This window comes from Armatimonadota bacterium (genome assembly GCA_031460175.1).
Classification (GTDB): domain Bacteria; phylum Sysuimicrobiota; class Sysuimicrobiia; order Sysuimicrobiales; family Sysuimicrobiaceae; genus Sysuimicrobium; species Sysuimicrobium tengchongense.
Map to the genome: position 1 here is coordinate 226,584 of JAVKGW010000001.1, position 21,923 is coordinate 248,506.

The 21,923-nt window shown below is 70.1% G+C and carries 22 protein-coding genes; 3 read left to right on the forward strand and 19 right to left on the reverse strand.

The features are described 5' to 3' along the window. Positions 1-21: 21 nt before the first annotated feature. From clpB to QN206_01195, 16 genes are all read right to left on the reverse strand, one after another. On the reverse strand, positions 22-2,628 hold the full coding sequence (gene clpB / locus QN206_01120) for an ATP-dependent chaperone ClpB (protein MDR7613406.1): 2,607 nt from the start codon (positions 2,626-2,628) through the stop codon (positions 22-24). Positions 2,629-2,637: 9 nt separating this feature from the next. Next, positions 2,638-3,594, reverse strand: coding sequence for a J domain-containing protein (locus QN206_01125; protein ID MDR7613407.1), 957 nt, complete (start codon positions 3,592-3,594; stop codon positions 2,638-2,640). Positions 3,595-3,597: 3 nt separating this feature from the next. After that, positions 3,598-4,200: a nucleotide exchange factor GrpE gene (locus tag QN206_01130; protein MDR7613408.1), complete on the reverse strand. Its 603-nt coding sequence runs from the start codon at positions 4,198-4,200 to the stop codon at positions 3,598-3,600. Between the two features lie 16 nt (positions 4,201-4,216). Then, positions 4,217-6,109, reverse strand: a complete 1,893-nt coding sequence (dnaK, locus tag QN206_01135; protein MDR7613409.1) for a molecular chaperone DnaK — start codon at positions 6,107-6,109, stop codon at positions 4,217-4,219. A gap of 22 nt (positions 6,110-6,131) precedes the next feature. Next, positions 6,132-6,593 carry an Hsp20/alpha crystallin family protein gene (locus QN206_01140; protein MDR7613410.1) on the reverse strand — a complete coding sequence of 154 codons (462 nt, stop codon included), beginning with the start codon at positions 6,591-6,593 and terminating at the stop codon, positions 6,132-6,134. Between the two features lie 2 nt (positions 6,594-6,595). Further along, positions 6,596-6,916, reverse strand: coding sequence for a MerR family transcriptional regulator (locus tag QN206_01145; protein MDR7613411.1), 321 nt, complete (start codon positions 6,914-6,916; stop codon positions 6,596-6,598). A gap of 82 nt (positions 6,917-6,998) precedes the next feature. Then, positions 6,999-7,859: an EamA family transporter gene (locus QN206_01150; GenBank protein ID MDR7613412.1), complete on the reverse strand. Its 861-nt coding sequence runs from the start codon at positions 7,857-7,859 to the stop codon at positions 6,999-7,001. Positions 7,860-7,870: 11 nt separating this feature from the next. Continuing rightward, entirely contained in the window at positions 7,871-8,740 is an 870-nt protein-coding gene (locus tag QN206_01155; GenBank protein ID MDR7613413.1) for a DNA-3-methyladenine glycosylase 2 family protein, read from the reverse strand. After that, positions 8,737-9,318 carry an NUDIX domain-containing protein gene (locus QN206_01160; protein ID MDR7613414.1) on the reverse strand — a complete coding sequence of 194 codons (582 nt, stop codon included), beginning with the start codon at positions 9,316-9,318 and terminating at the stop codon, positions 8,737-8,739. The genes QN206_01155 and QN206_01160 overlap by 4 nt, the downstream gene beginning before the upstream one ends. Further along, positions 9,305-9,721 (reverse strand): DUF502 domain-containing protein, encoded by a 417-nt coding sequence (locus tag QN206_01165; GenBank protein ID MDR7613415.1) that lies wholly within the window; start codon positions 9,719-9,721, stop codon positions 9,305-9,307. The genes QN206_01160 and QN206_01165 overlap by 14 nt, the downstream gene beginning before the upstream one ends. Next, a complete protein-coding gene (locus QN206_01170; GenBank protein MDR7613416.1) occupies positions 9,669-9,980 on the reverse strand; it encodes a monovalent cation/H(+) antiporter subunit G in 312 nt (103 codons plus the stop codon). Before QN206_01170 ends, QN206_01165 begins: the two co-directional genes overlap by 53 nt. Beyond that, the gene (locus QN206_01175; protein ID MDR7613417.1) at positions 9,973-10,242 is read right to left on the reverse strand and encodes a monovalent cation/H+ antiporter complex subunit F; all 270 of its coding nucleotides are present in this window, start codon (positions 10,240-10,242) and stop codon (positions 9,973-9,975) included. The genes QN206_01170 and QN206_01175 overlap by 8 nt, the downstream gene beginning before the upstream one ends. Next, entirely contained in the window at positions 10,239-10,565 is a 327-nt protein-coding gene (locus QN206_01180; protein ID MDR7613418.1) for a Na+/H+ antiporter subunit E, read from the reverse strand. The genes QN206_01175 and QN206_01180 overlap by 4 nt, the downstream gene beginning before the upstream one ends. Beyond that, positions 10,562-12,040 carry a proton-conducting transporter membrane subunit gene (locus tag QN206_01185; GenBank protein ID MDR7613419.1) on the reverse strand — a complete coding sequence of 493 codons (1,479 nt, stop codon included), beginning with the start codon at positions 12,038-12,040 and terminating at the stop codon, positions 10,562-10,564. The genes QN206_01180 and QN206_01185 overlap by 4 nt, the downstream gene beginning before the upstream one ends. Further along, entirely contained in the window at positions 12,037-12,342 is a 306-nt protein-coding gene (locus QN206_01190) for an NADH-quinone oxidoreductase subunit K (protein MDR7613420.1), read from the reverse strand. Before QN206_01190 ends, QN206_01185 begins: the two co-directional genes overlap by 4 nt. After that, on the reverse strand, positions 12,339-14,954 hold the full coding sequence (locus tag QN206_01195; GenBank protein MDR7613421.1) for a proton-conducting transporter membrane subunit: 2,616 nt from the start codon (positions 14,952-14,954) through the stop codon (positions 12,339-12,341). The genes QN206_01190 and QN206_01195 overlap by 4 nt, the downstream gene beginning before the upstream one ends. Positions 14,955-15,052: 98 nt before the next feature. On the opposite strand from QN206_01195, the gene QN206_01200 reads away from it, so the two are divergent. The 3 genes from QN206_01200 to QN206_01210 all read left to right on the forward strand — a co-directional run bounded on the left by QN206_01200 (position 15,053) and on the right by QN206_01210 (position 18,014). Next, entirely contained in the window at positions 15,053-16,999 is a 1,947-nt protein-coding gene (locus tag QN206_01200; protein MDR7613422.1) for a cation:proton antiporter, read from the forward strand. Positions 17,000-17,080: 81 nt separating this feature from the next. Then, the gene (locus tag QN206_01205; protein MDR7613423.1) at positions 17,081-17,551 is read left to right on the forward strand and encodes a YbaK/EbsC family protein; all 471 of its coding nucleotides are present in this window, start codon (positions 17,081-17,083) and stop codon (positions 17,549-17,551) included. A 70-nt stretch (positions 17,552-17,621) separates the two neighbouring features. After that, complete coding sequence (locus QN206_01210; protein ID MDR7613424.1) at positions 17,622-18,014, forward strand: S1 RNA-binding domain-containing protein; 393 nt, start codon at positions 17,622-17,624, stop codon at positions 18,012-18,014. On the opposite strand, the gene QN206_01215 is transcribed toward QN206_01210, so the two are convergent. Genes QN206_01215 through QN206_01225 form a run of 3 tightly spaced genes read right to left on the reverse strand, consistent with a single transcriptional unit; the run spans position 18,011 to position 21,923 of the window. Beyond that, positions 18,011-18,361, reverse strand: coding sequence for a hypothetical protein (locus tag QN206_01215; GenBank protein ID MDR7613425.1), 351 nt, complete (start codon positions 18,359-18,361; stop codon positions 18,011-18,013). The genes QN206_01210 and QN206_01215 overlap by 4 nt on opposite strands. Next, complete coding sequence (locus tag QN206_01220; GenBank protein ID MDR7613426.1) at positions 18,337-20,205, reverse strand: ABC transporter ATP-binding protein; 1,869 nt, start codon at positions 20,203-20,205, stop codon at positions 18,337-18,339. The genes QN206_01215 and QN206_01220 overlap by 25 nt, the downstream gene beginning before the upstream one ends. Then, positions 20,202-21,923 carry an ABC transporter ATP-binding protein gene (locus QN206_01225; GenBank protein ID MDR7613427.1) on the reverse strand — a complete coding sequence of 574 codons (1,722 nt, stop codon included), beginning with the start codon at positions 21,921-21,923 and terminating at the stop codon, positions 20,202-20,204. The genes QN206_01220 and QN206_01225 overlap by 4 nt, the downstream gene beginning before the upstream one ends.

Below are 21,923 nucleotides of genomic sequence, written 5' to 3' on the forward strand. Positions count from 1 at the left end.
GTAGCAACCCCGGAGGAGCGCCTACGCCACCACCCGCTCCCGTCGCGTGATCACGATCTCCCCGGCCCGGGCATCCACCACGGCCACGTCGCCCTCCCGCAGTTCCCCCGCCAGCACCTTCCGGGAGAGGGGGTTTTCCACCAGGCGCTGGATGAGCCGGCGCAGCGGCCGGGCCCCGAAGTCCGGGTTGTAGCCTTCCCGGGCGAGATACGCCTTCGCCTGGGGGGTGACCTCGATGGCGATCCTGAGGTCCTGCAGGCGCTGCTGGAGGGAGCGGATCTGCAGCTCCACGATCTGCTCCAGGTGTGCGCGGCTGAGCGGCCGGAACACGATCACCTCGTCGATGCGGTTCAGGAACTCCGGACGGAAGGTGCGGCGCAGCTCCGCTTGCACCTGGACCTTCGCCAGCTCAAAGGAAGGGGTGTCTTCCGGGTCCAGGTCCCGCAGGTAGGGGGAGCCTACGTTGCTGGTGAGGATCAGCACGGTGTTCTTGAAGTCCACGGTGCGGCCCTGGCCGTCCGTGAGCCGGCCGTCCTCCATCACCTGGAGGAGGATGTTCAGGACGTCCGGATGGGCCTTCTCCACCTCATCGAAGAGGACCACCCGGTACGGGCGCCGGCGCACCGCCTCCGTGAGCTGTCCGCCTTCCTCGTAGCCCACGTATCCGGGGGGCGCTCCGACGAGCCGCGAGACGGTGTGCTTCTCCTGGTACTCGGACATGTCGATCCGCACCATGGCCTCCTCGGAGTCGAACAGGACCTCCGCGAGGGCCCGGGCGAGCTCGGTCTTCCCGACCCCCGTGGGCCCCAGGAACAGGAAGGAGCCGATGGGCCGGCGGGGGTCCTTGAGGCCGGCCCGGGCCCGGCGGATGGCATCCGCCACCGCCTGAACCGCCTCCTCCTGGTCCACCACCCGCTGGTGCAGCCGCTCCTCCAGCTTCAGGAGCTTCTCCTTCTCCGTCTCCAGCAGGCGCGTGACCGGGATGCCCGTCCACTGGCTCACCACCTCCGCGATGTCCTCTGCGTCCACCTCCTCCTTCAGCAGCCGCTGCGGGCCCAGCTGCCGCAGCTCCTCCTCCGCGGCCGCCAGCTGCTTGGTGAGCTCGGGGAGTACCCCGTAGCGCAGCCGCGCGGCCCGCTCTAGGTCCGCCACCCGTTCTGCCTGCTCCAGTTCCACCTTCGTGCGGTCCATCTCCGCCTTGATGTGCCGGATCCTCTGCACGATCCGCTTCTCGCGTTCCCACCGCTCCCGGAGCAGCTGGCTCTGCTCGCGCAGGCGCGCGAGCTCCTGCTCCAGCTTCTGCAGGCGCTCCTGCGCCTCCGGATCCGTCTCCCGGCGCAGGGCCTCCCGCTCGATCTCCAGCTGCATAATCCGGCGGTCGATCTCATCGAGCTCCGCGGGCTTGCTGTCGATCTCCATGCGCAGCCGGGCCGCGGCCTCGTCGATGAGGTCCACGGCCTTGTCCGGCAGGAACCGGCCCGTGATGTACCGGGTCGAGAGCTGGGCGGCCGCGATCACCGCGGCGTCCGTAATCCGGACGCCGTGGTGGACCTCGTACTTCTCCTTAAGCCCCCGCAGGATGCTGATGGTCTCCTCCAAAGTGGGTTCGTCCACGTACACGGGCTGGAACCGGCGCTCCAGGGCCGGGTCCTTCTCGATGTGCTTGCGGTACTCGTCCAGGGTGGTGGCCCCGATGCAGTGGAGTTCCCCCCGGGCCAGCATGGGCTTGAGGAGGTTACTGGCGTCCATGGCGGCCCCCTCCGCAGCGCCCGCGCCCACCACCGTGTGGATCTCATCGATGAAGAGAATGATCTCGCCGTGGCTGTCCGCGATCTCCTTGAGGACCGCCTTCAGCCGCTCCTCGAACTCCCCCCGGTACTTGGTGCCCGCGAGCAGCGCTCCCATGTCCAGCTGGAAGATGCGCCTGTTCTTGAGCTGCTCAGGGACGTCTCCCCGCACGATCCGCTGGGCCAATCCTTCCACGATGGCGGTCTTGCCCACCCCAGGCTCACCGATGAGCACGGGGTTGTTCTTCGTGCGGCGGCTCAGGACGTGGATCACCCGGCGGATCTCCTCGTCCCGGCCGATCACGGGGTCGAGCTTGCCCTGTCGCGCGAGCTCCGTGAGGTCCCGGCCGTAGCGCTCCAGCACCTGGTACTTGGTCTCCGGCCGCGCATCCGTCACCCGCTGGCGTCCCCGGACCTCGGCCAGGGCGCGGAGCAGGGCCTCCTTCGTGATGCCGTTCTGCTGGAGGATGCGGCCGGCCCCGGTCTCCACGGCCTCGCTCATGGCCAGGAGGAAGTGCTCGGTGCTGGTGTACTCGTCCTGCATCCGCTGGGCCTCGCGCTCCGCCCCGTCCCACACCCGCCGCAGGCCCGGGCCCACGTACAGCTCCGCGGGCCCCTGAACCCGGGGCAGGGTGCGGAGGGCCCGGTCCACCTGCTCCCGGATGCGGCTCAGGTTTGCTCCGGCCCGCTGCAGGACCTGGGGGACTACCCCATCCGCCTGCTCCAGCAGCGCGAGGAGGAGGTGTTCCGTCTCCACGTAGGGGTGGCCCGCTTCCCGCGCGAGCTCCTGGGCCCGTGCCAGGGCCTCCTGCGACTTCTCCGTGAGTTTGTCCCACCGCATGGTCTCCTCCTACCTCAGCCCCATGGCCGCCCGCGGGTTTTCCTGGCGCAGCCGGCCCAGCTGTTCCACGAGGCGCCGTTCCTCGGGCGAGAGCCGCTGGGGCAGCACTACTTTCACCCGCACCAGCAGGTCTCCCCTTCCGGACCCCATCAGCCGGGGCATTCCCTGTCCCCGCAGGCGGAAGACCTGGCCGTTCTGGGTCTCCGGCGGGATCCGCATCCTCACCTTCCCGGACAGCGTCGGGACCTCGATCTCCGCGCCCAGCAGGGCTTCCACGAGGGAGATCGGGATCTCACACACCAGATCGTCCCCCTCGCGGGTGAAGAAGGGGTGCGGCCGTACCCGCACCTCCACGTAGAGGTCTGCGCCGTCTGCGGCCCCCCGCACCCGCACTTTCTGGCCGTCCCGGATGCCGGGCGGGATCTGCACCCGGATCCGGCGGGAACGCCCGTTCAGGCTGAGGCTCAGCTCCCGCTCCGTGCCGTGGAAGGCCTCCTCCAGGGAGATCTCCACGGAGGTGGTGAGGTCCTCCCGGGGAACGGTGCGGGCACCGCGGAAGGGGGAGCGGCGGCCCGGCCGGGTGAAGGGATCGAAGATCCCCAGATCGCCGAAGAACCGGCGGAAGAACTCCGAGAACCCGAAGTCCTCGAACCGGCCGAACACCTCCCCGGGCTCGCCGAAGATCACGGTCCACTCCCCGGGGCCTTCGGCCTGGGGACCCGCGAACTGGTCCCAGGGCACCCCGCGCTCCCGGAGCTCCAGCAACTGGTCGTAGCGCCTGCGCTTCTCGGGGTCGCTCAGGACCTGGTAGGCCTCGTTGATCTCCTTGAACTTCTCCGCGGCCTGGGGGTCCTTGTTCACGTCCGGGTGGTACTGGCGGGCCAAGCGGCGAAACGCTTCGTTGATCTGCTTGCCGTCCGCGTTGCGGGGCACCCCCAGGATCCGGTAGTAGTCCTTGAACTCCATCTCCTACTGGGCCACGCGGACCCGCGCGGGCCGCAGCACCTCCTCGCCCACCAGGTATCCTTGCTGAACCACGTCCACCACCGTGCCCGGCTCCACCCCGGCCTCCTCCGCGGGCACCTGATCCACGGCCTCGTGACGGGCAGGGTCGAACCGGGCGCCCGCGGCCTCCATGGGCCGCACCCCCAGGAGGCTCAGCTGTTCCAGGACGGAGCGGTGCGTCATGCGGAGGCCCTCGAGGATGCCCTCCACCGCCTGGTTGTCCTGGGCCTGCTCTCCGTACTGGATGGCCCGCTCCAGGTTGTCGAGCACCCCCAGCACCAGGTGCAGCATGGCCCGTCGGACGCGGGCCACGGCCTCCTCCTGCCGCCGGGCCGCCAGCTTCTTGTAGTTCTCCAGGTCCGCGGCCGCGTGCAGGAACTGCTGCCAGTTGCGCTCCGCCTCCTGGCGGTAGCGCTCCACCTCCTCCCGCAGGCGCGCCACCTCCTCGGGGCGCACCTCCGCCGGCTCCGCGGGCTCCGGGAGGTCTCCCCCGTCGGAGGCCGGGGCTTCCGCGAAGTCCTCCCGGGGCTCGCTTTGCCCGTTCAGACGATCCTCCCGCTCCGACATCTCCCCGATCACCGCCCTACTGGTCGCTGGGCTTGTACTCCGCGTCGATCACGTCGTCCGGCCCCCGTCGCTCCCCACCTCCTCCGCCCGAGGGGGTGCCGCTCGCGGCGGCGCGGTACAGCCGCTCGGAGATGCGGAAGATCATCTGCTGCAGCTCTTCCGTGAGCTGCTTGACCTTTGCCACGTCCCGGGCCTGGACCGCGTGTCGCAGCTCCTTCGCCTTCTCCTCCAGGGGTTTGCGGTCGCTCTCCGGAGCCGCGCTCAGCTGGTCCCGCAGGAGCCGCTCCGCCTGATAGGCCATGCTGTCCCCGCGGTTCAGGATCTCCGCCTCCTCCCGCTTGCGGCGGTCCTCCTCCGCGTGCTGCTCCGCCTCCCGGACCATGCGCTCGATCTCCTCCCGGGTGAGGGTGCTGGTGCCCGTGATCCGGATGGACTGCTCCCGGCCCGTGGCCAGGTCCTTCGCGGAGACGGCGAGGATGCCGTTCGCGTCGATGTCGAAGGTGACCTCGATCTTGGGCACCCCGCGCGGAGCGGGCGGGATCCCGTCCAGGATGAACCGGCCCAGGGTCCGGTTGTCCCGGGCCATGGGCCGCTCTCCCTGCAGCACGTGGATCTCCACCTGCGTCTGCCCGTCCTCCGCGGTGGTGAAGATCTCGCTCTTGCGGGTGGGGATGGTGGTGTTGCGGGGGATGAGGACGGTCATGACCCCGCCCAGGGTCTCGATGCCCAACGACAGCGGGGTCACGTCCAGCAGAACCACCTCCCGCACCTGACCCGCCAGCACGCCTGCCTGGATGGCGGCGCCCACCGCCACCACCTCGTCCGGGTGGACCTCCTTGCTGGGTTCCTTCCCGGTGAGCCGCCGCACCAGCTCCTGGATCATGGGCATGCGGGTGCTGCCGCCCACCAGGATGACCTCGTGGAGGTCCCGCTCGCTGAGCTTGGCGTCACCCATGGCCTGGCGATAGGGCGGGATGCACCGTTCCACCAGGTCCGCGGTGAGCTCCTCGAACTTGGCCCGGGTGAGGACCATGTCCAGGTGCTTGGGACCCGTGGCATCCGCGGTGATGAAGGGGAGGTTGATGGTGGTCTGGACCATGGCGCTGAGCTCGATCTTCGCCCGCTCCGCGGCCTCCCGGAGGCGTTGCAGCGCCTGCCGGTCCTGCCGGAGGTCAATGCCGTGCTCCTTGCGGAACTCCTCCGCAAGCCAGTTCACGATCCGCTCGTCCCAGTCGTCCCCGCCCAGGTGCGTGTCGCCGGCCGTGGCCCGGACCTGGAACACGCCTTCCCCGATCTCCAGGATGGAGACGTCGAAGGTGCCCCCTCCGAGGTCCCACACCAGCACCGTCTCCGATCCCTTCTTGTCGAGGCCATAGGCCAGGCAGGCCGCGGTGGGCTCGTTGATGATGCGCAGGACCTTCAGGCCTGCGATCTCCCCCGCGTTCTTGGTGGCGGTGCGCTGGGCATCGTTGAAGTACGCGGGGACCGTGATCACCGCCCCGTCGATCTTCTCCCCCAGGTACGCCTCCGCGTCCTCCTTGAGCTTCTGGAGGATCATGGCGGAGATCTCCTCCGGGGTGAAGGTGCGGTCCACGGCGGGTACGTACACACAGGCCATCCCGTGCTGTCCCTCCACCACCTTGTAGGGCACCATCTTCCGCTCCGTCTCCACCTCGCTGTACCGGCGGCCCATGAACCGCTTGATGGAGTAGATGGTGTTCTCGGGGTTCAGGATGGCCTGGCGCTTGGCCATCTGGCCCACCAGGCGTTCGCCCGTCTTCGTGAAGGCCACCACGGACGGCGTGAGGCGGCTGCCCTCGCGGTTGGGGATCACCACGGGTTCCCCGCCGATGATGGCGGCGATGACAGAGTTCGTGGTGCCGAGATCAATCCCCACCACCTTGCCCATACGGCCTCCCTCCTCGCACCGCTCACCGAACTTCCACCTTCACCTTCCGGGCCTGTGCGGCCTCGGCCTTGGGAACGCGGACCTCCAGCACCCCGTCCCGGTACGTGGCCTTCGCCTGGTCCGGCTTCACCTCCGTGGGAAGCGGCAGGGTCCGCTCAAACCGGCCGTAGCGCAGCTCCCGGCGGTGGTAGCTGCGGCCGCGCTCCTCCTTCTCCTCCCGGCGCTCCGCCACCAGGGTCACGGTGCGGTCGTCCACCTGCACGTCGATGCTCTTTGGATCCACCCCCGGCAGCGCCGCCCGGACCACCACGTCCGTATCCGTCTCATAGAGCTCCACCGCGGGCCGCCACACCTCCGCCTCCCGCGGGCGCTCCGGGACCTCCAGCTCCGTCCCGAAGCCCTCCACGAACTCGTCCAGCAGGCGCTCGAGGGTGCGCCGCATGGTTCGGAGCTCCCGAATCGGATCCCACCGCAGGATGCCCATGCTCAATCCCCCCTTTCCCGAATGGTTCGCTTTCCGGCGGACTGCAGGATGACCTCTGCCACGAACTCGTACCGGTCCTGGATCTCCAGAAAGAGCTTCACCCCGGCCAGGTTGAGCCCGACCTCCCGGGTCAAGTACTGGATGAGCCGGACCCGCTGGAGGTCGCGGTCGCTGAACAGGCGGATCCGGTTCCGCCGGGCGGGCCGGATCAGCCCTTTCTCCTCGTAGATCCGGAGGGTTCTCGGATGGACGCCCAGCAGTTCCGCAGCGATGCCGATGGCGTAGACCGGCGTGGTGTCCGTCTTGAACCTCCGCTGCCCCAACCGAGAACACCTCCCGATCCGGCTCCATGGTAGCTGGGTTTACCAGCCATTGTCAATAGGCTTGACAATAACATTGTCAATGTCAGGCCACCAACAGGATCACCCCCGCGGTCATCCCGCAGGCCACCAGCAGCCGTCGCCACGCTTCCTGCTCCCCCAACACCCGGGTTCCCAGCCAGGTTCCGATGAGGATGCTCACCTCCCGGGCGGGTGCGATGGCGCTCACGGGGCTACTGCGCAGGGCGGTGAGCACGAGGATGTACGAGAGGGGAACCAGCACCGCGAGCCCGAAGACCTCCAGGCGGTGAACCCGCCAGTGCCTCCTGACCTCCGGCCACCGGGTCCGGATGAGCGGGGTGAGCAGGAGCCACCGCCCGAGATGGCTCCCCCAGTCCAGGAGGACCGGAGGGATCCCAAGAGCGCTCACCGCGTGCTTGTCCCACAGGGTGTAGCCCGCGATGAAGACCCCCGTGAGGATTCCGTAGCCCAGGGCGGACCGGTCCCGGGCCGGGGATTGCCAGAAGGCCTGCACGTCCGCGAGGCTGAACAGGCTGGCGAGGATCAGCAGGGCTCCGATGAGGGCCGCGGCCCGGGGCCGCTCCCCCAAGAGGGCGATGGCCGCCAGGGTGGCCAGGAGCGGCCCCGTGCCCCGCGCCACCGGATACACCAGGGAGAGGTCTCCCGCGCGGTACCCTCGCTGCAGGGCGAGGAAGTAGCCCAGGTGCAGAGCCGCGGATCCCAGTACGAACCCCACCTCCCACCCTCCCATTCGGGGCCTCTGAAGCACCGCGGAGGCGACCGCCACGGGCAGGTACAGGAGGACGGCAAGGGCTTCGAACAACCACGTGAGGGCCACCCCACCCCCCGCGCGTTTCGCGAGCAGGTTCCAGGTGGCGTGCACCAGGGCGGCCGCCAGGAGGAGCAGTAGGGCCAGTAGGCTCATCCGGCCGTGCGCTAGACGGCTTCCCCGCGCCGGTCGCGTCCAAATCCCCAGGAGGTGCGGGCGAAATGGTAGAGGTGCTGCTGGGCCAAGCCTGCAAGGGGGCCGAACCGCTCCCGCGCCCAGGTCCGGATCTCGCGTGGGGTGCGGGCGCGTCCGCGGAAGTACAGCTCGAGGACCGCCCGCCGCACCCACACGTCCACGGGGAACGCCTCCCGGTGTCCCAGGCCGAAGAGGAGCACGCACTCCGCCACCTTCTCGCCCACCCCGGGAAGCGCCAGAAGCGCTGTCCGCGCCTCCTCGAGGGAGGCCCGGCGCAGGGCCTCGAGGTCCACGAGGCGGTCTGCCACCAGGCGGGCGGTGGCCCGGAGGTACGGGGCGCGGTACCCGAGGGCTGCGTCCCTGAGGATCCGGGGCGGGGCCTCCGCGATCCGTTCGGGAGACGGGAACGTGAACGCTTCTCCCCGGGCCGGGATCCTTTCCCCCAGCGCCCGGCACAGCCGCTCGATGCTGAGCCGGATCTTGGGGATGTTGTTGTTCTGGGAGATGAGGAAGCTGCAGAGCGCCTCCCAGGGGTGCTGGGCCAGGAGGGAGATGCCGCGGGTGAGGGGGAGGATCTGACGGAGCACGGGGTCGGAGCACAGCCGCCGCTCCGCCGCCCGCACGGGTCCGCCGCCGAACAGGTATGCCCGCACGGCTTCCGGGCCAAGCGGCTCCCCTTCCGGGTGGACCCGTAGGTGACCCGGCATGGGCTCCAGCCAAAGCACCGTGCGGCCCACCACCCCGCGCGCCCACCGCCCTGCCCAGGTCCACCGGAAGGCCTGGCCGCAGCTCAGGGTGCGCTTCAGGTGCAGCCCGGGCGCCGGGAGCTCGAAGGAGCTCACCACCCGAACCCCTCCACCACCCGCTGGGACCAGCTCTCCATCCCGGGGTAGTAGTCCCGCAGGCGCTTCACGGGGACGAACCCGCCCACCAGCCTCTGGACCTCCCGGACCCGGACGTCCCCTTCCGTCCGCACCTCGTACACCAGCCCGAAGTGGACCCGGCTCACGGGCGTGCTCTCGTCGTTGAGCACGGCCACCAGCTGGGCCTCCCAGGGGGCGGTGAACTCCAGCTCCTCCGCCAGCTCCCGCCGCAACCCGGATTCGATGGGATCGTCCGCGTCCTGCGCGTTGACGTGGCCGCCCACCCCGATGGCGTACCGGTGGTGCAGCCGTGGATCCCCACCCCGGTCCGTGCGCCGGAAGAGGAACACCTCTCTGCCGCGGCGCACCACCGCGTACGGGATGATCTGCTTCCACGAGGGGTCGTCCTCCACCTCTCCGCGGCGGCGAAAGGATCCGTACCGTCGGATCCGCGCCAGGAACTCCGGGATCCCTTGCCGTCTCAGGCCCTCGAAGCAGTCCCCCTGGAACAACCGCGCCCGGGGGACCACCAGCACCTCTTCCTCAAATCCCGTCATCCGTCCTCTCCCGTCCGCGGTTTTTCGCGGCCTCTGCCACCGCCTCCGCGGGTCCCGCGAGCCCGCCCGAGATCACCAGGGTCATGCCCTCGTCCACCATGAGAGGAACGGGGAGGGCCTCCGACTCCGGGACGATCATGAGGAACCCCGTGGTGGGATTCGACGTGCTCCCCACGAACACCTTGCGGAGGCGCTGCCCGGAAGGGAGCCGCAGCTCGCCCCTAACGAAGGCGGGGACGTACGCGCCCCGGCGCGGCCACTCCACCCGCACCACCCGGCGGAATGAGGCGGTGCGGTCGCCCAGCAGGGCCTCCGCGATCTGTGCGGCAGGATGACCAGCAACCCCGCGATCAGGATCCTTCGGAGTCTGGCCATCTGGGACCCGCCCTCCGGGGAGGATGATGCTCGTAGATGGCCTTCGCGAGCACGTGGGTCCCCACGGGCACGGTGAGAAGGAGGAAGCCCATCACCAGGAGCTCCTGGAAGCCGCCCCCGAAGAAGATCAGGGAACCCAGTAGCGCTCCCCCGGCCCCGAAGGTGGCGGCCTTGGTGGAGACCTGCTGGCGGCTGTGGGTGTCCGGAGCCCGCAGGAGCCCGAGCCCCGCGATGAGGGTAAAGGCGGCCCCGCCCACGAGGAGGACGGAGACCAGGAGTTCACGCAAGGGGACCTCCCCGCCGGATGAACTGGGCCGCGGCCACGGTTCCCACGAACCCCAAGGCCGCCAGCAGCACGGGCACGTCCGCATAGTCCCGGGTCCGCCACAGCACCCCCAGGGTCAGCACCAGGTTCATCACCACCAGGACCAGGGTATCCGAGGCCACGATGCGGTCGGGAAAAGTCGGCCCCAGCACCAGCCGCGCCACGCAGCAGCCCAGGGCTCCTACTAGGAGCGCGATGGCCAGGGTGGCCGCGGCCACGATCACTCGAACACCTCCGCCACCCAGCGCTCCAGCCGCCCGCGGATCCGCTGCACCACGGCCTGGGGATCCTCTAAATCGAAGACGTGCACCACGAGCGCGCTGCGGTCCGGGGCCACATCTACGGTCATGGTCCCCGGGGTCATGGTAATCGCGTTCGCGAGGGCCGTGATGGCCGCGGGGCTCCGCACCCGCAGGGGGAACCGGACGAACCCGGGCCGGTTCCGACGCCTGGGGTTGAGGATGAGGGCGGCCATGGCGAGGTTCGCGGCCATCACCTCGTACGCGAACACCGCCGCGAGGCAGACCAACCCCACAAGCCTCCTCACCGGGATCCCCCCAGCACCGCGTCGAGGTAGGAGCCCCGATCCAGCAGCTGCCCCGCCGCAGACCAGGTGAGTTCCCACAGCCACCGGCCGCCCAATCCCCAGACCACCGTGAGCGCCGCCATGGCCGCCACGGGAAGGAGCAGCTCCGGTGCCGCCCGCCTGCGTCGGGGCGCGGGGCCCCAGAAGGCCTGCGTGAAGATCTTCACCATGGACGCCAGGGTCAGCAGGCTCACCAGGACACTCGTCCCCAGGGCGAGGGGGATCCAGAGGCCCGGCCTCTCCGCATACGCGTCCGCGCCCGCCACGAGCAATGCCACCTTCCCCCAGAACCCCGAGAGGGGCGGGATCCCCGCCAGGGAGAGGGCGGGAATGAAAAACAGAACCCCCAGGGCGGGCTGGGCCGAGCCGAGGCCCGAGAGCAGGGAGAGACGTCCGGTGCCCCAGGTCCGCTCCACGGTACCGCTCGCCAGCAGCAGCGCCGTCTTCACGCCGATGTGGTGGAGCACGTAGAAAAGGCCCGCGGCGAGCCCTTCCCGGGTCCCCAGGGCCAGTCCCAGGATCATGTACCCGATCTGGCTGATGATGTGGAAGGAGAGGATGCGGCGGATCTCCTCCTGGGCCAGAGCTCCGAGGACCCCGAACACCATGGTGCCGCTCGCCACGAAAAGCCACAGGGGATCGGGCCTTCCCAAGGGCGCGAGGGTGGTGAAGAGCCGGTACAGGGCGTACACCCCCACCTTGGTGAGCATGCCCCCGAAGTACGCGGCCACGGACCCCGGGGGGATCGCGTAGGCATGGGGGAGCCAGAAGTACAGGGGGAAGATGGCGGCCTTGAGGCCGAAGGCGGTGGCGAGCAGCACCACCCCACCCCGCACGAGGGCAGAGGGTGCACTGGGGAGCCGGCGGGCCAGGTCCGCCATGTTCACGGTCCCCGTGGCCGCATAGAGCAACCCCACCGCCACCAGAAAGAGGGTGGAGGCCACGAGGTTGAGGGCCACGTATGTGAAGGCCTCCCGGGCCTGCTCCCGGGAGGTGCCCAGGGTCAGGAGGAAGTACGAGGCGATGAGGAGGATCTCGAAGAACACGTACAGGTTGAAGAGATCTCCCGTGAGGAAAGCACCGTTCATCCCGCCCAGCAGGAGGTGCCACCCCGCGTGCCAGTACCGGTGGTACCGGGAAGCGGCCTCCCGCATCCCGAACCACAGGGTCACCGTGGCCACGTAACTGCTGATCCCGCACATGAGGGCACCCAGGCCGTCCACCGCGAAGGTGATGCCGTACGGCGCCGGCCACCCGCCCGCCCGCAGGACCACCACGTTCCCCCCCCGCACCGCCCACACCAGCCAGGCCGCGGCCCCCAGCGTGCCCAGGGCCCCGGTGAGGCTGATCCAGCGCCGCGCCCGTTCGGACTCCACGGCCGCGCACGCCGCCCCGGTAGAAAGCGGGAGGATCACGGGCACGATGGCCAAGTTCACGGTTCCTCCTCCTCGTAGGCGTGCATGCGGTACCCCAGGGCCAGCAGGAACGCCAGCACCCCGAACCCGATCACGATGGCGGTGAGGATGAGGGCCTGCGGGAGGGGATCCGCAAGGGGCGGGGGATTGCCCAGGATGGGGGCGCTGTTGCCTCCCACCCCGCCCGCCAGGAGGATCATGAGGTTGGCCCCGTGGCTGATGAGGGCGATCCCGATGATCTGCCGGACGATGGAGCGGCCGAGCAGCAGCCACGTGCCCGCGCCGAAGAGGGAACCCACGAACAGCGGCAGCAGGACCGTCATCTCGGCCGCACCAGAACCAGGGTACGGGCCGCGCTGAGCGAAGCCCCCACCACCAGCACGTACACCCCGAAGTCGAACAGGAGCGACGTGGTGGTCTTGACGGGCCCGAGGAGGATCGGGCTGTGGGTGAGGAACGAGCGGCCCAGGGCGACTCCGAGAAACCCGGTGCCGTACGCGATCCCCAGGCCCACGGCAAGCGGCCGCAGCCAATCCTGCGGGATCGCATCGAACCCGAAGGCCACGGCCCAAATCAACAGGGCCATGGCGGTCATGAGCCCCGCCACGAACCCGCCTCCCGGGCCGTAGTGGCCCGTCGCCAGCAGGACCAGGGCGTACGCGGCCACCGTGGGGGAAGCGACCCGCACCGCGGTCTCGAGGATCAAGGACCGTACGGGGGCCACCAGGTGGTGGGCGACCCGGGTGCCTGGCCGACTCGCGAGGGCAAGGACCCCCAAAGCCGCGATCCCCAGCACCGTGATCTCCCCCAGGGTATCCAGGCCCCGGAAGTCCACCACGATGAGGTTCACGAGGTTGCGGCCGCCCGCTTCCGGCGCCCTCTGCACGAAGTACGAGAAGAGGTGGCGGGTAGGCGGGCCCGGAAGGATCAGAGCCGCGAGCGCCGCGGCCAGCGCGCCCACCCCGAGAGCGATGAGGAGATCCAGGGCCCAAGCGGGATGCCGGTCGGGCTCCTCGGGATGGCGCAGATGCAGGACCACGGCCAAAAACAGCACCAAGGTCACCGTCTCCACCAGGATCTGGGTCAGCGCCAGGTCCGGCGCCCGCAGGCCGATGTACAGGAGGGCCACGGTGTAGCCCACGGCGCCTACCGCCACCACCTGGGCCACGAGGCTCCTCGCCAGGACCGTGAAGCCCACCGCCCCAAGCCCCAGCAGGAGTACCACCCCTTCATAAGGCGCCATCCGGACCGGAACCGAGGGGAGGCGGCCCTGGGAGAGGATCACGGCCCCCACGCCCGCCACGGGGACCAGGAGGCTTACCCCCAGGTAGTCCCGGAGCCGGCCCGTGACCGTGAGGCGGGTGAGGGACCCGGCAAAGCCCAGCACCCCTCCGTACACCCGATCGAAGACCACCTCCCCGCCGGGAAGCGCCGGAGGGACGGAAAAGCCCGCCACCCCCCGGGCCAGCACCGCGCCCAGCAGGGCGCTTCCCACGGGGATGGCAACTTTGCCCAGGACCGGCGCAGAAGAGAGGTTGACCCCGGGCTGCAGGAACCGCAGGGCTTGCTCGAAGACCACCGGGTGCAGGCCGAGCACGGGGCCCACCAGGGCCAGCGCCAGAGCCGGGAAGAGGAACCCCGGAGCCTCGTGGCCGCCCCGCCTCCGACCGGATCCCCGAAACACCCCGAGAAACCGGATTCCGTAGCCCGCGGTGAGCACCCCGCCTGCAAGCACCGCCTCGTGGGCCCACCCGTGCAGGGCCTTCTCCACCGTTCCCTTCGCCACAAACCCCGCAAACCCGGGAATCCCCAGCATGGAGAGGACCGCGGCCACCGCCGCGGCGGCGGTGAGGGGCATGGTCCGCCCCAGGCCATGCAGTTCCGAGAGGCGTCGCGTCCCCGCCTCGTGCTCGACGGCGCCCGCCACGAGGAAGAGGGTCCCCTTATACCCCGCGTGCGCCAGGAGGTAGGCCATGCCCGCAAGCACCCCCTCGGGGCCGGTCCCCACGAGGGCGGTGGCGAGGCCCAGAGAGGCCACGGTTCCGTAGGCCAGGAGGGCCTTGAGATCGTCCTGGAAGAGGGCCAAAAGGCTCCCGAAGAGGTAGGTGGCGATCCCCACGGGCCCAAGCCACGCCTCCCAGACCCCCGTGCCGCCCAGTACCGGAGACAGGCGCATGAGCAGGAATACCCCTGCTTTCACCATGGTGGCGGAGTGGAGGTAGGCGCTCACGGGCGTGGGGGCCACCATGGCGCCCACAAGCCAGAAGTGGAAGGGAACCTGGGCGGATTTGGTAAAGGCCCCGCCGAACACCAGGGCGAGCATCCAGGGATAGAGGGGGCTTGTGCGGATACGGTCCGCCCGCCGCTCGAGCTCCGGGAGCTGCAGACTCCCTCCCGCGGTCGCGAGGAGCACGATCCCGCCCAAAAGGGCAAGGCCACCCACCACCGTCACCAGCAGGGCCCGGAGGGCCGCCTGCCGGGCCCTTGGGTCCTCGTGGTGGAACCCGATGAGGAGGAAACTCGCCAGGGAGGTGAGCTCCCAGAAGACGTACAGGACCACGAGATCGTCCGCCAGGACCACGCCCAGCATGGCCCCCATGAAGAGGAGGAGAAAGCAAAAGAAGGCAGGCGTGCGCGGCTCGTGCGCCATGTACGCCATGGCGTACAGGACGATGAGCAGGCCCACCCCCGCCACGAGCAAGGCGAAGAGGAGGCCCAGCCCGTCCGCCCGCAGGGCATATCGCACGCCGATCCCCGGGAACCATGCCAGGGAGATCCGGACCGCACCGCCTTCCGCCACCGGAGGCACGAGGGTGCCCAGGAAGGCCACGGTCATGGCGGAGACCAGCAGGCTCACCCAGCCTGCGCCCTTCCGGGTCGCGGCGGAAGCCACCAGACCCCCCAGGATGGGGATCAGCGGAATCCAAGCCAGCACGCTCTCCATACGGGAATCCGGGACAACCACCCGTTCGAAACCGCTCCCAGGCTACCCGAGAGACCTCCGGGCGTCAAACCGCATGCCAAGATAGAGCTGTGAGCGGGCCCTTCGTGGATCTGGGACTGCTCCTGGGAGCGGCGGTGGCCGGAGGACTCGCCGCGCACCTCCTGCACGCCCCGCCCGTGGTGGGCTACATCCTCGCGGGCATCCTTGTGGGGCCCGCCACCCCCGGCCCCACCGTCCGCGATCTCCGGACCTTCGAGCTGTTCGCGCAGATCGGCCTCGTGCTGCTGCTCTTCTCCGCGGGGCTGGAGTTCTCCCTGCAGGACCTGTGGCGGGTCCGGCGGGTAGCCCTCTACGGCACACCTCTGGGCATGGCCGCCATCGTCCTCCTGGTCACGGGATTCGGAGGGCTTTTGGGCTGGCTTCTCCCTCACCGGCTCGCGGCGGGCGTGGCCCTCAGCGTCGCGAGCTCCACGGTCCTCCTCAAGTTCCTGCAGGACCGCCACGAGCTCGGTTCCCTGCACGGCCGGATCCTGCTGGGCATCAGCCTCACCCAGGATCTCGTGGCGGTGCTCGTGCTCGCGGTACTCCCCGCCCTGGCCCCCGCGGGCCAAGCCCGGACGGATCTCCTCCTGCGGGGATTCCTGCAGGCCGCGGTGGTCCTGCTGCCGCTCCTCTGGCTCGCCCGGCGCGGGGTGCCTCACCTCCTTGCGCGGATCGCCCGCGCCCGCAGCACCGAGCTCTTCCTCCTGGCCGTGGTGGCACTCGCGGTGGGGACCGCGGCCTTCACCGCCCACGTGGGACTTTCCCTGGCCCTGGGGGCGTTTCTGGCGGGCCTGGTGGTGAGCGAGTCGGAGTTCGCCCATGAGACCCTGAGTCGGGTGCTGCCGCTTCGGGACGTGTTCGTGGCCGTGTTCTTCGTCTCCGTGGGGATGCTCCTGGAGCCCAGGACTCTGCTGGAGCAGGCCGGGGCCATCCTCGGGATGGGGTTGCTCGTGGCCGTGGGGAACGCCCTGGTGTGGGCCGCGGTGGTGCGGGCCGCGGGCCATTCCCGGGGGATCGCAGTCCTGTGCGGGACGGGTCTTGCGCAGATGGGAGAGTTCTCGTACCTGGTGGCCGGGGCCGCGCGATCCCACGGGCTCCTCCCGGAGTCGCTGTACGAGACCATCCTCGCCGCCTCCCTGCTTACCATCCTCCTCAACGCCCTGACGTTCCGCCACCGCCCCGCCTGGCTGGAGGGGCTCGTGGGGATGAACCGCGTGACCCCGAGGGTGGCGAGCCGGGGGACGGGCCGCCTGACAGGCCACGTGGTGCTGTGCGGATTCGGGCGGGTGGGGCAGGAGGTGGCGGATGCCCTGGACGCTTTCGGGATCCCGTATGCGGCGGTGGATCTGGACCCGGAGGCCCTCCAGGTGGCGAAAACCCGCGGTGCACGGGCGGTGTTCGGAGACGTGGCGAATCCCCTGGCCCTCCGGCAGGCGGGGGCGGAGCGGGCGCGGCTGGCGGTGGTGGCCGTGCCCGACTTCGGGGCCGCGTACCGGTGCGTGCGGGCCCTGCGGGAGCTTAACCCACACCTCCCCATCCTCGTCCGGGTGCACCGGTCGTCCTACCGGGCGCTCCTCCTCGAGGCCGGCGCGACGGAGGTGATCCAACCGGAGGTGGAGGCAGCCCTCACCATCGTCCGGCACAGCCTGGACTGGCTCGGCATAGACCATGACGCGGGGAGAGCGTACCTCAAACGGGCCCGGGCCCACTGGCCGGATGCCCTCCGGGCGGAGGGGGTCCCCGAGGGGTTACAGGTCCGGGAGGTGGTGGTGCACAACCCGGACCTCGTCCACCGCTCCCTGCGCCAGACGCGGCTCGCGGAGCGCACGGGCGCCCTTCTGGCCTCCCTCACCCATCCGGATGGTCGGGAGATCCGCAACCCGGGCCCGGAGGAGATCCTCCGGGAGGGCGATCGGCTCCTGGCCATCGGGGAACCCGACCAACTGGACGCCCTGGAGCGGTTGTGCGGCGGGGATCCGCGGAAGGGCTCCTGATGCAAACGGACGGGTGGCAGCGCGGCCCCTTTCGTGCCAAGCTGAGGGTGCCCACAGGCGGGCCGGAAGGAGGGGGTGAGGATGCTGTGTCGGGAACGGCTCGAGCGGATGCTGGAGGAGGCAGGGGTCCCCTATCAGGTGATGACGCACCCCGTGGCGTACACCGCGCAGGAAGTGGCGGCGCACCTGCACGTGAGCGGTTACCAGGTGGCCAAGGTGGTCATGGCGAAGGTGGACGATCGGCTCGTGATGCTGGTCCTGCCTGCCCCGCACCGGGTGGATCTGGAACGGCTCCGCAAGGAGCTGGGCGCCACCTCCGCCCGGCTCGCCCACGAGGAGGAGTTCGCGGACGTGTTTCCCGACTGCGAGGTGGGGGCCATGCCGCCCTTCGGGCACCTGTACGGGATCCCCGTGTACGTGGACCGCTCCCTCACCCGGGACCCGGAGATCGTGTTCAACGCGGGCACCCACCGGGAGACCATCCGCATCCGCTACGAGGACTACGACCGCCTGGTGCAGCCCCAGGTGTTGGACTTTTCCACGGGTCCGTAGCCGCGTTGACGGGCCGGATCTCCCCCTCTACACTGGTGGCGCAAAGCCCTTCCACTGGGGGCGCGGGGCCATGAACCCTGATCCGAGTGGGGCGTGGGAGCCCGGACAGATCCTGGAGGGCACCGTCGCCCGGATTGTGACCTACGGAGCGTTCGTCACCCTGCCGGACGGCCGCGTGGGTCTTGTGCACATCTCCGAGATCGCGGATGCCTTCGTCCGGGACGTCCGGGAGTACCTGCGGGAGGGCCAGCGCGTGCGGGTGAAGGTCCTGGGGACCGATGCCCGGGGCCGGCTGGACCTGTCCCTCCGGCAGGCCCTCTCCCCGGAGGAACGGACGAGATCCCAGCGCCACCGCACCACCTTCGAGGAGAAGCTGCGGGCGTTTCTGCGGGAGAGCCAGGAGCGCCTGACGGACCTCAAACGGAACACGGAAGCGAAGCGGGGCGGCCGGCGCCGTCGCTAGGCTTCCTCGTATCCCAGCAGGGCCAGGACGCGCTCGAAGGTCTCCCAGACCACCTCGTCGCGGGCGAGGCGGCGGGAGCTCTCGTGGATGTCCGTCCGTGCCTCGATCTCCGCCAGGGCGCTTTGCATCCTCACCAGGGCCTCCCGGATCTGCACCAGCTCCGGGCGAAAGGCTGCCTCCGGAACGAGCGCCGCCACCCGATCCAGGGCCTCCCGCTCCGTTGAGCGGGCCAACCGGTCCAGCTCCCGAGCCTGGAGCTGGGTGTAGGCCACCAGGCCCCGCCGCTCCGCGGCTGCCTCGCGGACGATGGCCCGAATCCGGGTCAGGATTTCCTCCTCCCCACCCATTCTCCTCCCCTCCCCCGCAGACCTCCCTCCGCCGTGGAGTAGGCCTGCAGCCGGTAGAGCTTCGCATAGATTCCGTCCTGGCGGAGGAGAGCCGCGTGCGTCCCCTCCTCCACGATGCGGCCCCGGTGCAGCACCAGGATCCGATCCACGTGCTGGATGGTGCTCAACCGGTGCGCGATGATGAGCGCGGTACGGTCCCGCAGGACGCCCCGCAGGGCCTCCTGCAGGAGGCTCTCCGCCTCCGCGTCCACGCTGCTCGTGGCCTCGTCCAGGATCACCAGCACCTCCGGGTTGTAGGCGATGGCCCGGGCCAGGGCCACCAGCTGCCGCTGTCCCGCGCTGAGCCGGACGCCCCGCTCCCCCACCTCCGTCTGAAGGCCATGCGGGAGCTGGGCGATGAACCGGTCCGCACCCACAAGCCGCGCCGCGGCCTCCACCTGGGCGTCCGAGATGTCCGGGTTAAACAGCCGGATGTTGTCCGCGATGGTGCCACTGAAGAGGAAGGTGTCCTGGAGGACCAGCCCCACGTGTCGCCGCAGATCCTGCTGGCGCATCCGCCGGACGTCCACCCCGTCGAGCAGGACCTGTCCCCGCTGCGGGTCGTCGAACCGCAGGAGGAGGTTCACCAGGGAGGTCTTGCCCGCCCCCGTATAGCCCACCAGGGCCACGTGCTCTCCCGGCGCGATGCGGAAGGAAATTCCCCGGAGCACCCACCCCCCACCGTCCCGGGCGGCCGGCGCCGCCCCGTATGCGAACCACACATCCCGGAACTCGATCTCCCCCCGCACCCTCGAGAGCACCACAGGATCAGGCGGGTCCTGCACCGTGACGGGCTCATCCAGCAGCCGGAAGATGCGCTCGCTGCTGGCCATGGCCTGTTGGAGCAGGTTGAACTTGTCCGCGAGCTCCCGCACGGGCTCGAAGAACCGCTCCGCGTACTGGATCATGGCCACCAGCACCCCCAGGGTGGTCACGCCCCGGATCACCTGCCCGCCTCCGTACCAGAGCAACAGGGCCACGGCCAGGGCTCCCAGGAAGTGCATCGCGGGGTAGAACCGGGCCAGGGCGGTCAGGGAGCGCAGGCTCGCGTCCAGGTAGTCCCGGTTCAAGGCGTCGAAGCGCCCGAGCGCCCGGGCCTCCTGGGTGAACAGCTGGACCACGGACATCCCGCTGATGTGCTCGTTGAGGAAGGAATTGATCCGGCTGAGCTGCGTCCGCACCGCCCGGTACGCCTCCCGGGCCTGTCCGCGGAACCGATCCGTAATCCCGTACACGAGGGGAAGCACGCAGAAGGTCACCACGGCGAGCCGCGCGTCCAGCCAGAGCATAGCGCCCATGATGCCCACCAGGGTCAGCACGTCTCCGAAGGCGGACACGAGGCCGGAGGTGAGGAGCTCGTTGAGGGTCTCCACGTCGTTCGTCACCCGGGTCACGAGCCGGCCCACGGGGTTCCCGTCGTAGAAGCGCAGGGGCAGCCGCTGGAGGTGGGAGAAGATCTCCAAGCGCAGGTCCGCCATGGCCCGTTGGGCCACCGTCTGCATCAGGTAGTGCTGCAGCCACCGGGCGCCGAAGCCCGCGGCGAGGGCGAGAAGGTAGAGGAGGGCCAGGGCGGAGAGGTGCTCCGGATCCACGGTGCCGCGCTGCAGGGACGGGACGATGGCCCGGTCGATGGCGATCCGATACAGCTGCGGGCCCACCAGCTCCAGAAGGGAGGCGAGGACCAGGAGGACCAGCGCCGCGGCCACGGGGACCCGATAGGGACGTACGTAGGCCAGCAGCCGCCGCAGGAGCCGGTGGTCGTAGGGCCGATCCAGCCGTTCCTCCTCGACCATCCCTCCGCTCACGGCTCCTCCTCCAGGGCCTGCCGCAACCGCTGCTTCTCATACAGCTCCGCGAATAGCCCCCCGCGTCGGAGCAGCTCCTCGTGGGTGCCCTCCTCCACGATCCGGCCACCGTCCAGGACCACGATCCGGTCCGCGTCCCGCAGGGCGGAGAGCCGGTGGGAGACGAGCAGGACCGTCCGGGACCGCAGCACGGGCCGGAGGGCCTGCAGGATCTCCTCCTCCGTCTGGGCGTCCACGCTGCTCAGGGCATCGTCCAGGATCAGGATCCTGGGATTTCGGGCCAGGGCCCGGGCGAGGGCCGCCCGCTGCCTCTGGCCCCCGGAAAGGGTAACCCCTCGTTCCCCCACCACCGTCTCGAATCCGTGGGGGAACGCGGCCACGTCCCGGGTCAGACGGGCGATCTCCGCGGCCTCCACCACCCGCGCGCCGTCCCCCCCTGTGCCGAACCCGATGTTCTCCCGCAGGGTGTCGCTGAAGAGGAAGGGGTCCTGGGGCACGAGCCCCACGGCCTCCCGCACGGTCCGGAGCGGCAGCCGTCGCACATCCACCCCGTCGAGCAGGACCTGTCCGGAGGTGGCATCCAGCAGGCGCGGAATCAGGTGCAGGAGCGTGGACTTGCCCGAACCCGTGGGCCCCACGATGGCCACGACGCTCCCCGCCGGGATCCTCAGGCTGATCCCCCGGAGCACGGGCCTTCCATCGTACGAGACCCACACATCCCGGAACTCGACCTCTCCCCGTACGGCCTCGAGGTGCACGGGATCCTCCGGGTCCGCGATGGCGGGCCGGACCCGGAAGACCTCCTCCAGGCGCTCCATGGATGCCCGGCCCTGCTGCCACAGGCTGAGCACCCACCCCGTGGCGATCACGGGGAAGCTGAGGCGGACCAGGTAGTAGGAGAACTGCACCAGTTGGCCCAGGGTGATGTGTCCCCGGATCACCTCCCCTCCTCCGATCCACAGCAGGAGGACCGCGGCCCCGCCCAGGAGGAACCCCACCGCGGGCCACAGGAGGCCCTGGATGCGGCTCAGACGTACGTTCGCGTGGGCGAACGCCTCACTCTCCTCCCGGAACCGCTGCACCTCCGCCTCCTCCCGGGCGAAGGCCTTCACCACCCGGATCCCGCTGAAGTTCTCCTGGGCCCGGGTAGAGAGACGGCTGAACCGCATCTGGACCTCCTCGAACCGCCGGCGGATCTCCCGGCCCAGGACCGCGAACAGCCCGGGGATGAGGAGGAGGACGGGGAGGGTGGAGAGGGTGAGGGAGCTGCTGATGCGCAGCATGAAGGCCACGGAGAGGCCCACCGTCACCGCGGTGTGCACCGCCCGCATGAGGCCCATTCCCAAGAACCGCTGCACCGCCCGGAGGTCGTTCACCGCCCGGGCCATGAGGTCTCCCGTCTGCCACCGGTGGAAGAAGGCCGGATCCAGGCGCTCCAGGTGCTGGAACAGCTCCCGCCGAAGCTCGGTCTCGATGCGAAGCGCCGCCCCGAGGATCTGCATGCGCATGAGGTAGCTGAGGACCGCTTCCAGGAGGGCAACCGTGGCCAGGGCCGCCGCGTACGCCTCAAGGCGGCCCTCCCCTTTCTGGATCCCGTCCACCCCGGATTTGAGGATCCACGGGGCCAGCTGCGCCATGCCGATGGATCCCAGGGCGGCCGCGTATCCGAGGAGGTAGCGGCGGCGGTGGCGGTGCAGGGCAGCCCAAAACCGGGACAT

Bases quoted from the DNA above. Each gene is read 5' to 3' on its own strand.
- QN206_01210 (MDR7613424.1), top strand. From the start codon at position 17,622: ATGAACCCTGATCCGAGTGGGGCGTGGGAGCCCGGACAGATCCTGGAG.
- QN206_01125 (MDR7613407.1), bottom strand. From the start codon at position 3,594: ATGGAGTTCAAGGACTACTACCGGATCCTGGGGGTGCCCCGCAACGCG.
- QN206_01140 (MDR7613410.1), bottom strand. From the start codon at position 6,593: ATGGGCATCCTGCGGTGGGATCCGATTCGGGAGCTCCGAACCATGCGG.
- dnaK (MDR7613409.1), bottom strand. From the start codon at position 6,109: ATGGGCAAGGTGGTGGGGATTGATCTCGGCACCACGAACTCTGTCATC.
- QN206_01130 (MDR7613408.1), bottom strand. From the start codon at position 4,200: ATGTCGGAGCGGGAGGATCGTCTGAACGGGCAAAGCGAGCCCCGGGAG.
- QN206_01190 (MDR7613420.1), bottom strand. From the start codon at position 12,342: ATGACGGTCCTGCTGCCGCTGTTCGTGGGTTCCCTCTTCGGCGCGGGC.
- clpB (MDR7613406.1), bottom strand. From the start codon at position 2,628: ATGCGGTGGGACAAACTCACGGAGAAGTCGCAGGAGGCCCTGGCACGG.
- QN206_01225 (MDR7613427.1), bottom strand. From the start codon at position 21,923: ATGTCCCGGTTTTGGGCTGCCCTGCACCGCCACCGCCGCCGCTACCTC.
- QN206_01150 (MDR7613412.1), bottom strand. From the start codon at position 7,859: ATGAGCCTACTGGCCCTACTGCTCCTCCTGGCGGCCGCCCTGGTGCAC.
- QN206_01215 (MDR7613425.1), bottom strand. From the start codon at position 18,361: ATGGGTGGGGAGGAGGAAATCCTGACCCGGATTCGGGCCATCGTCCGC.
- QN206_01160 (MDR7613414.1), bottom strand. From the start codon at position 9,318: ATGACGGGATTTGAGGAAGAGGTGCTGGTGGTCCCCCGGGCGCGGTTG.
- QN206_01205 (MDR7613423.1), top strand. From the start codon at position 17,081: ATGCTGTGTCGGGAACGGCTCGAGCGGATGCTGGAGGAGGCAGGGGTC.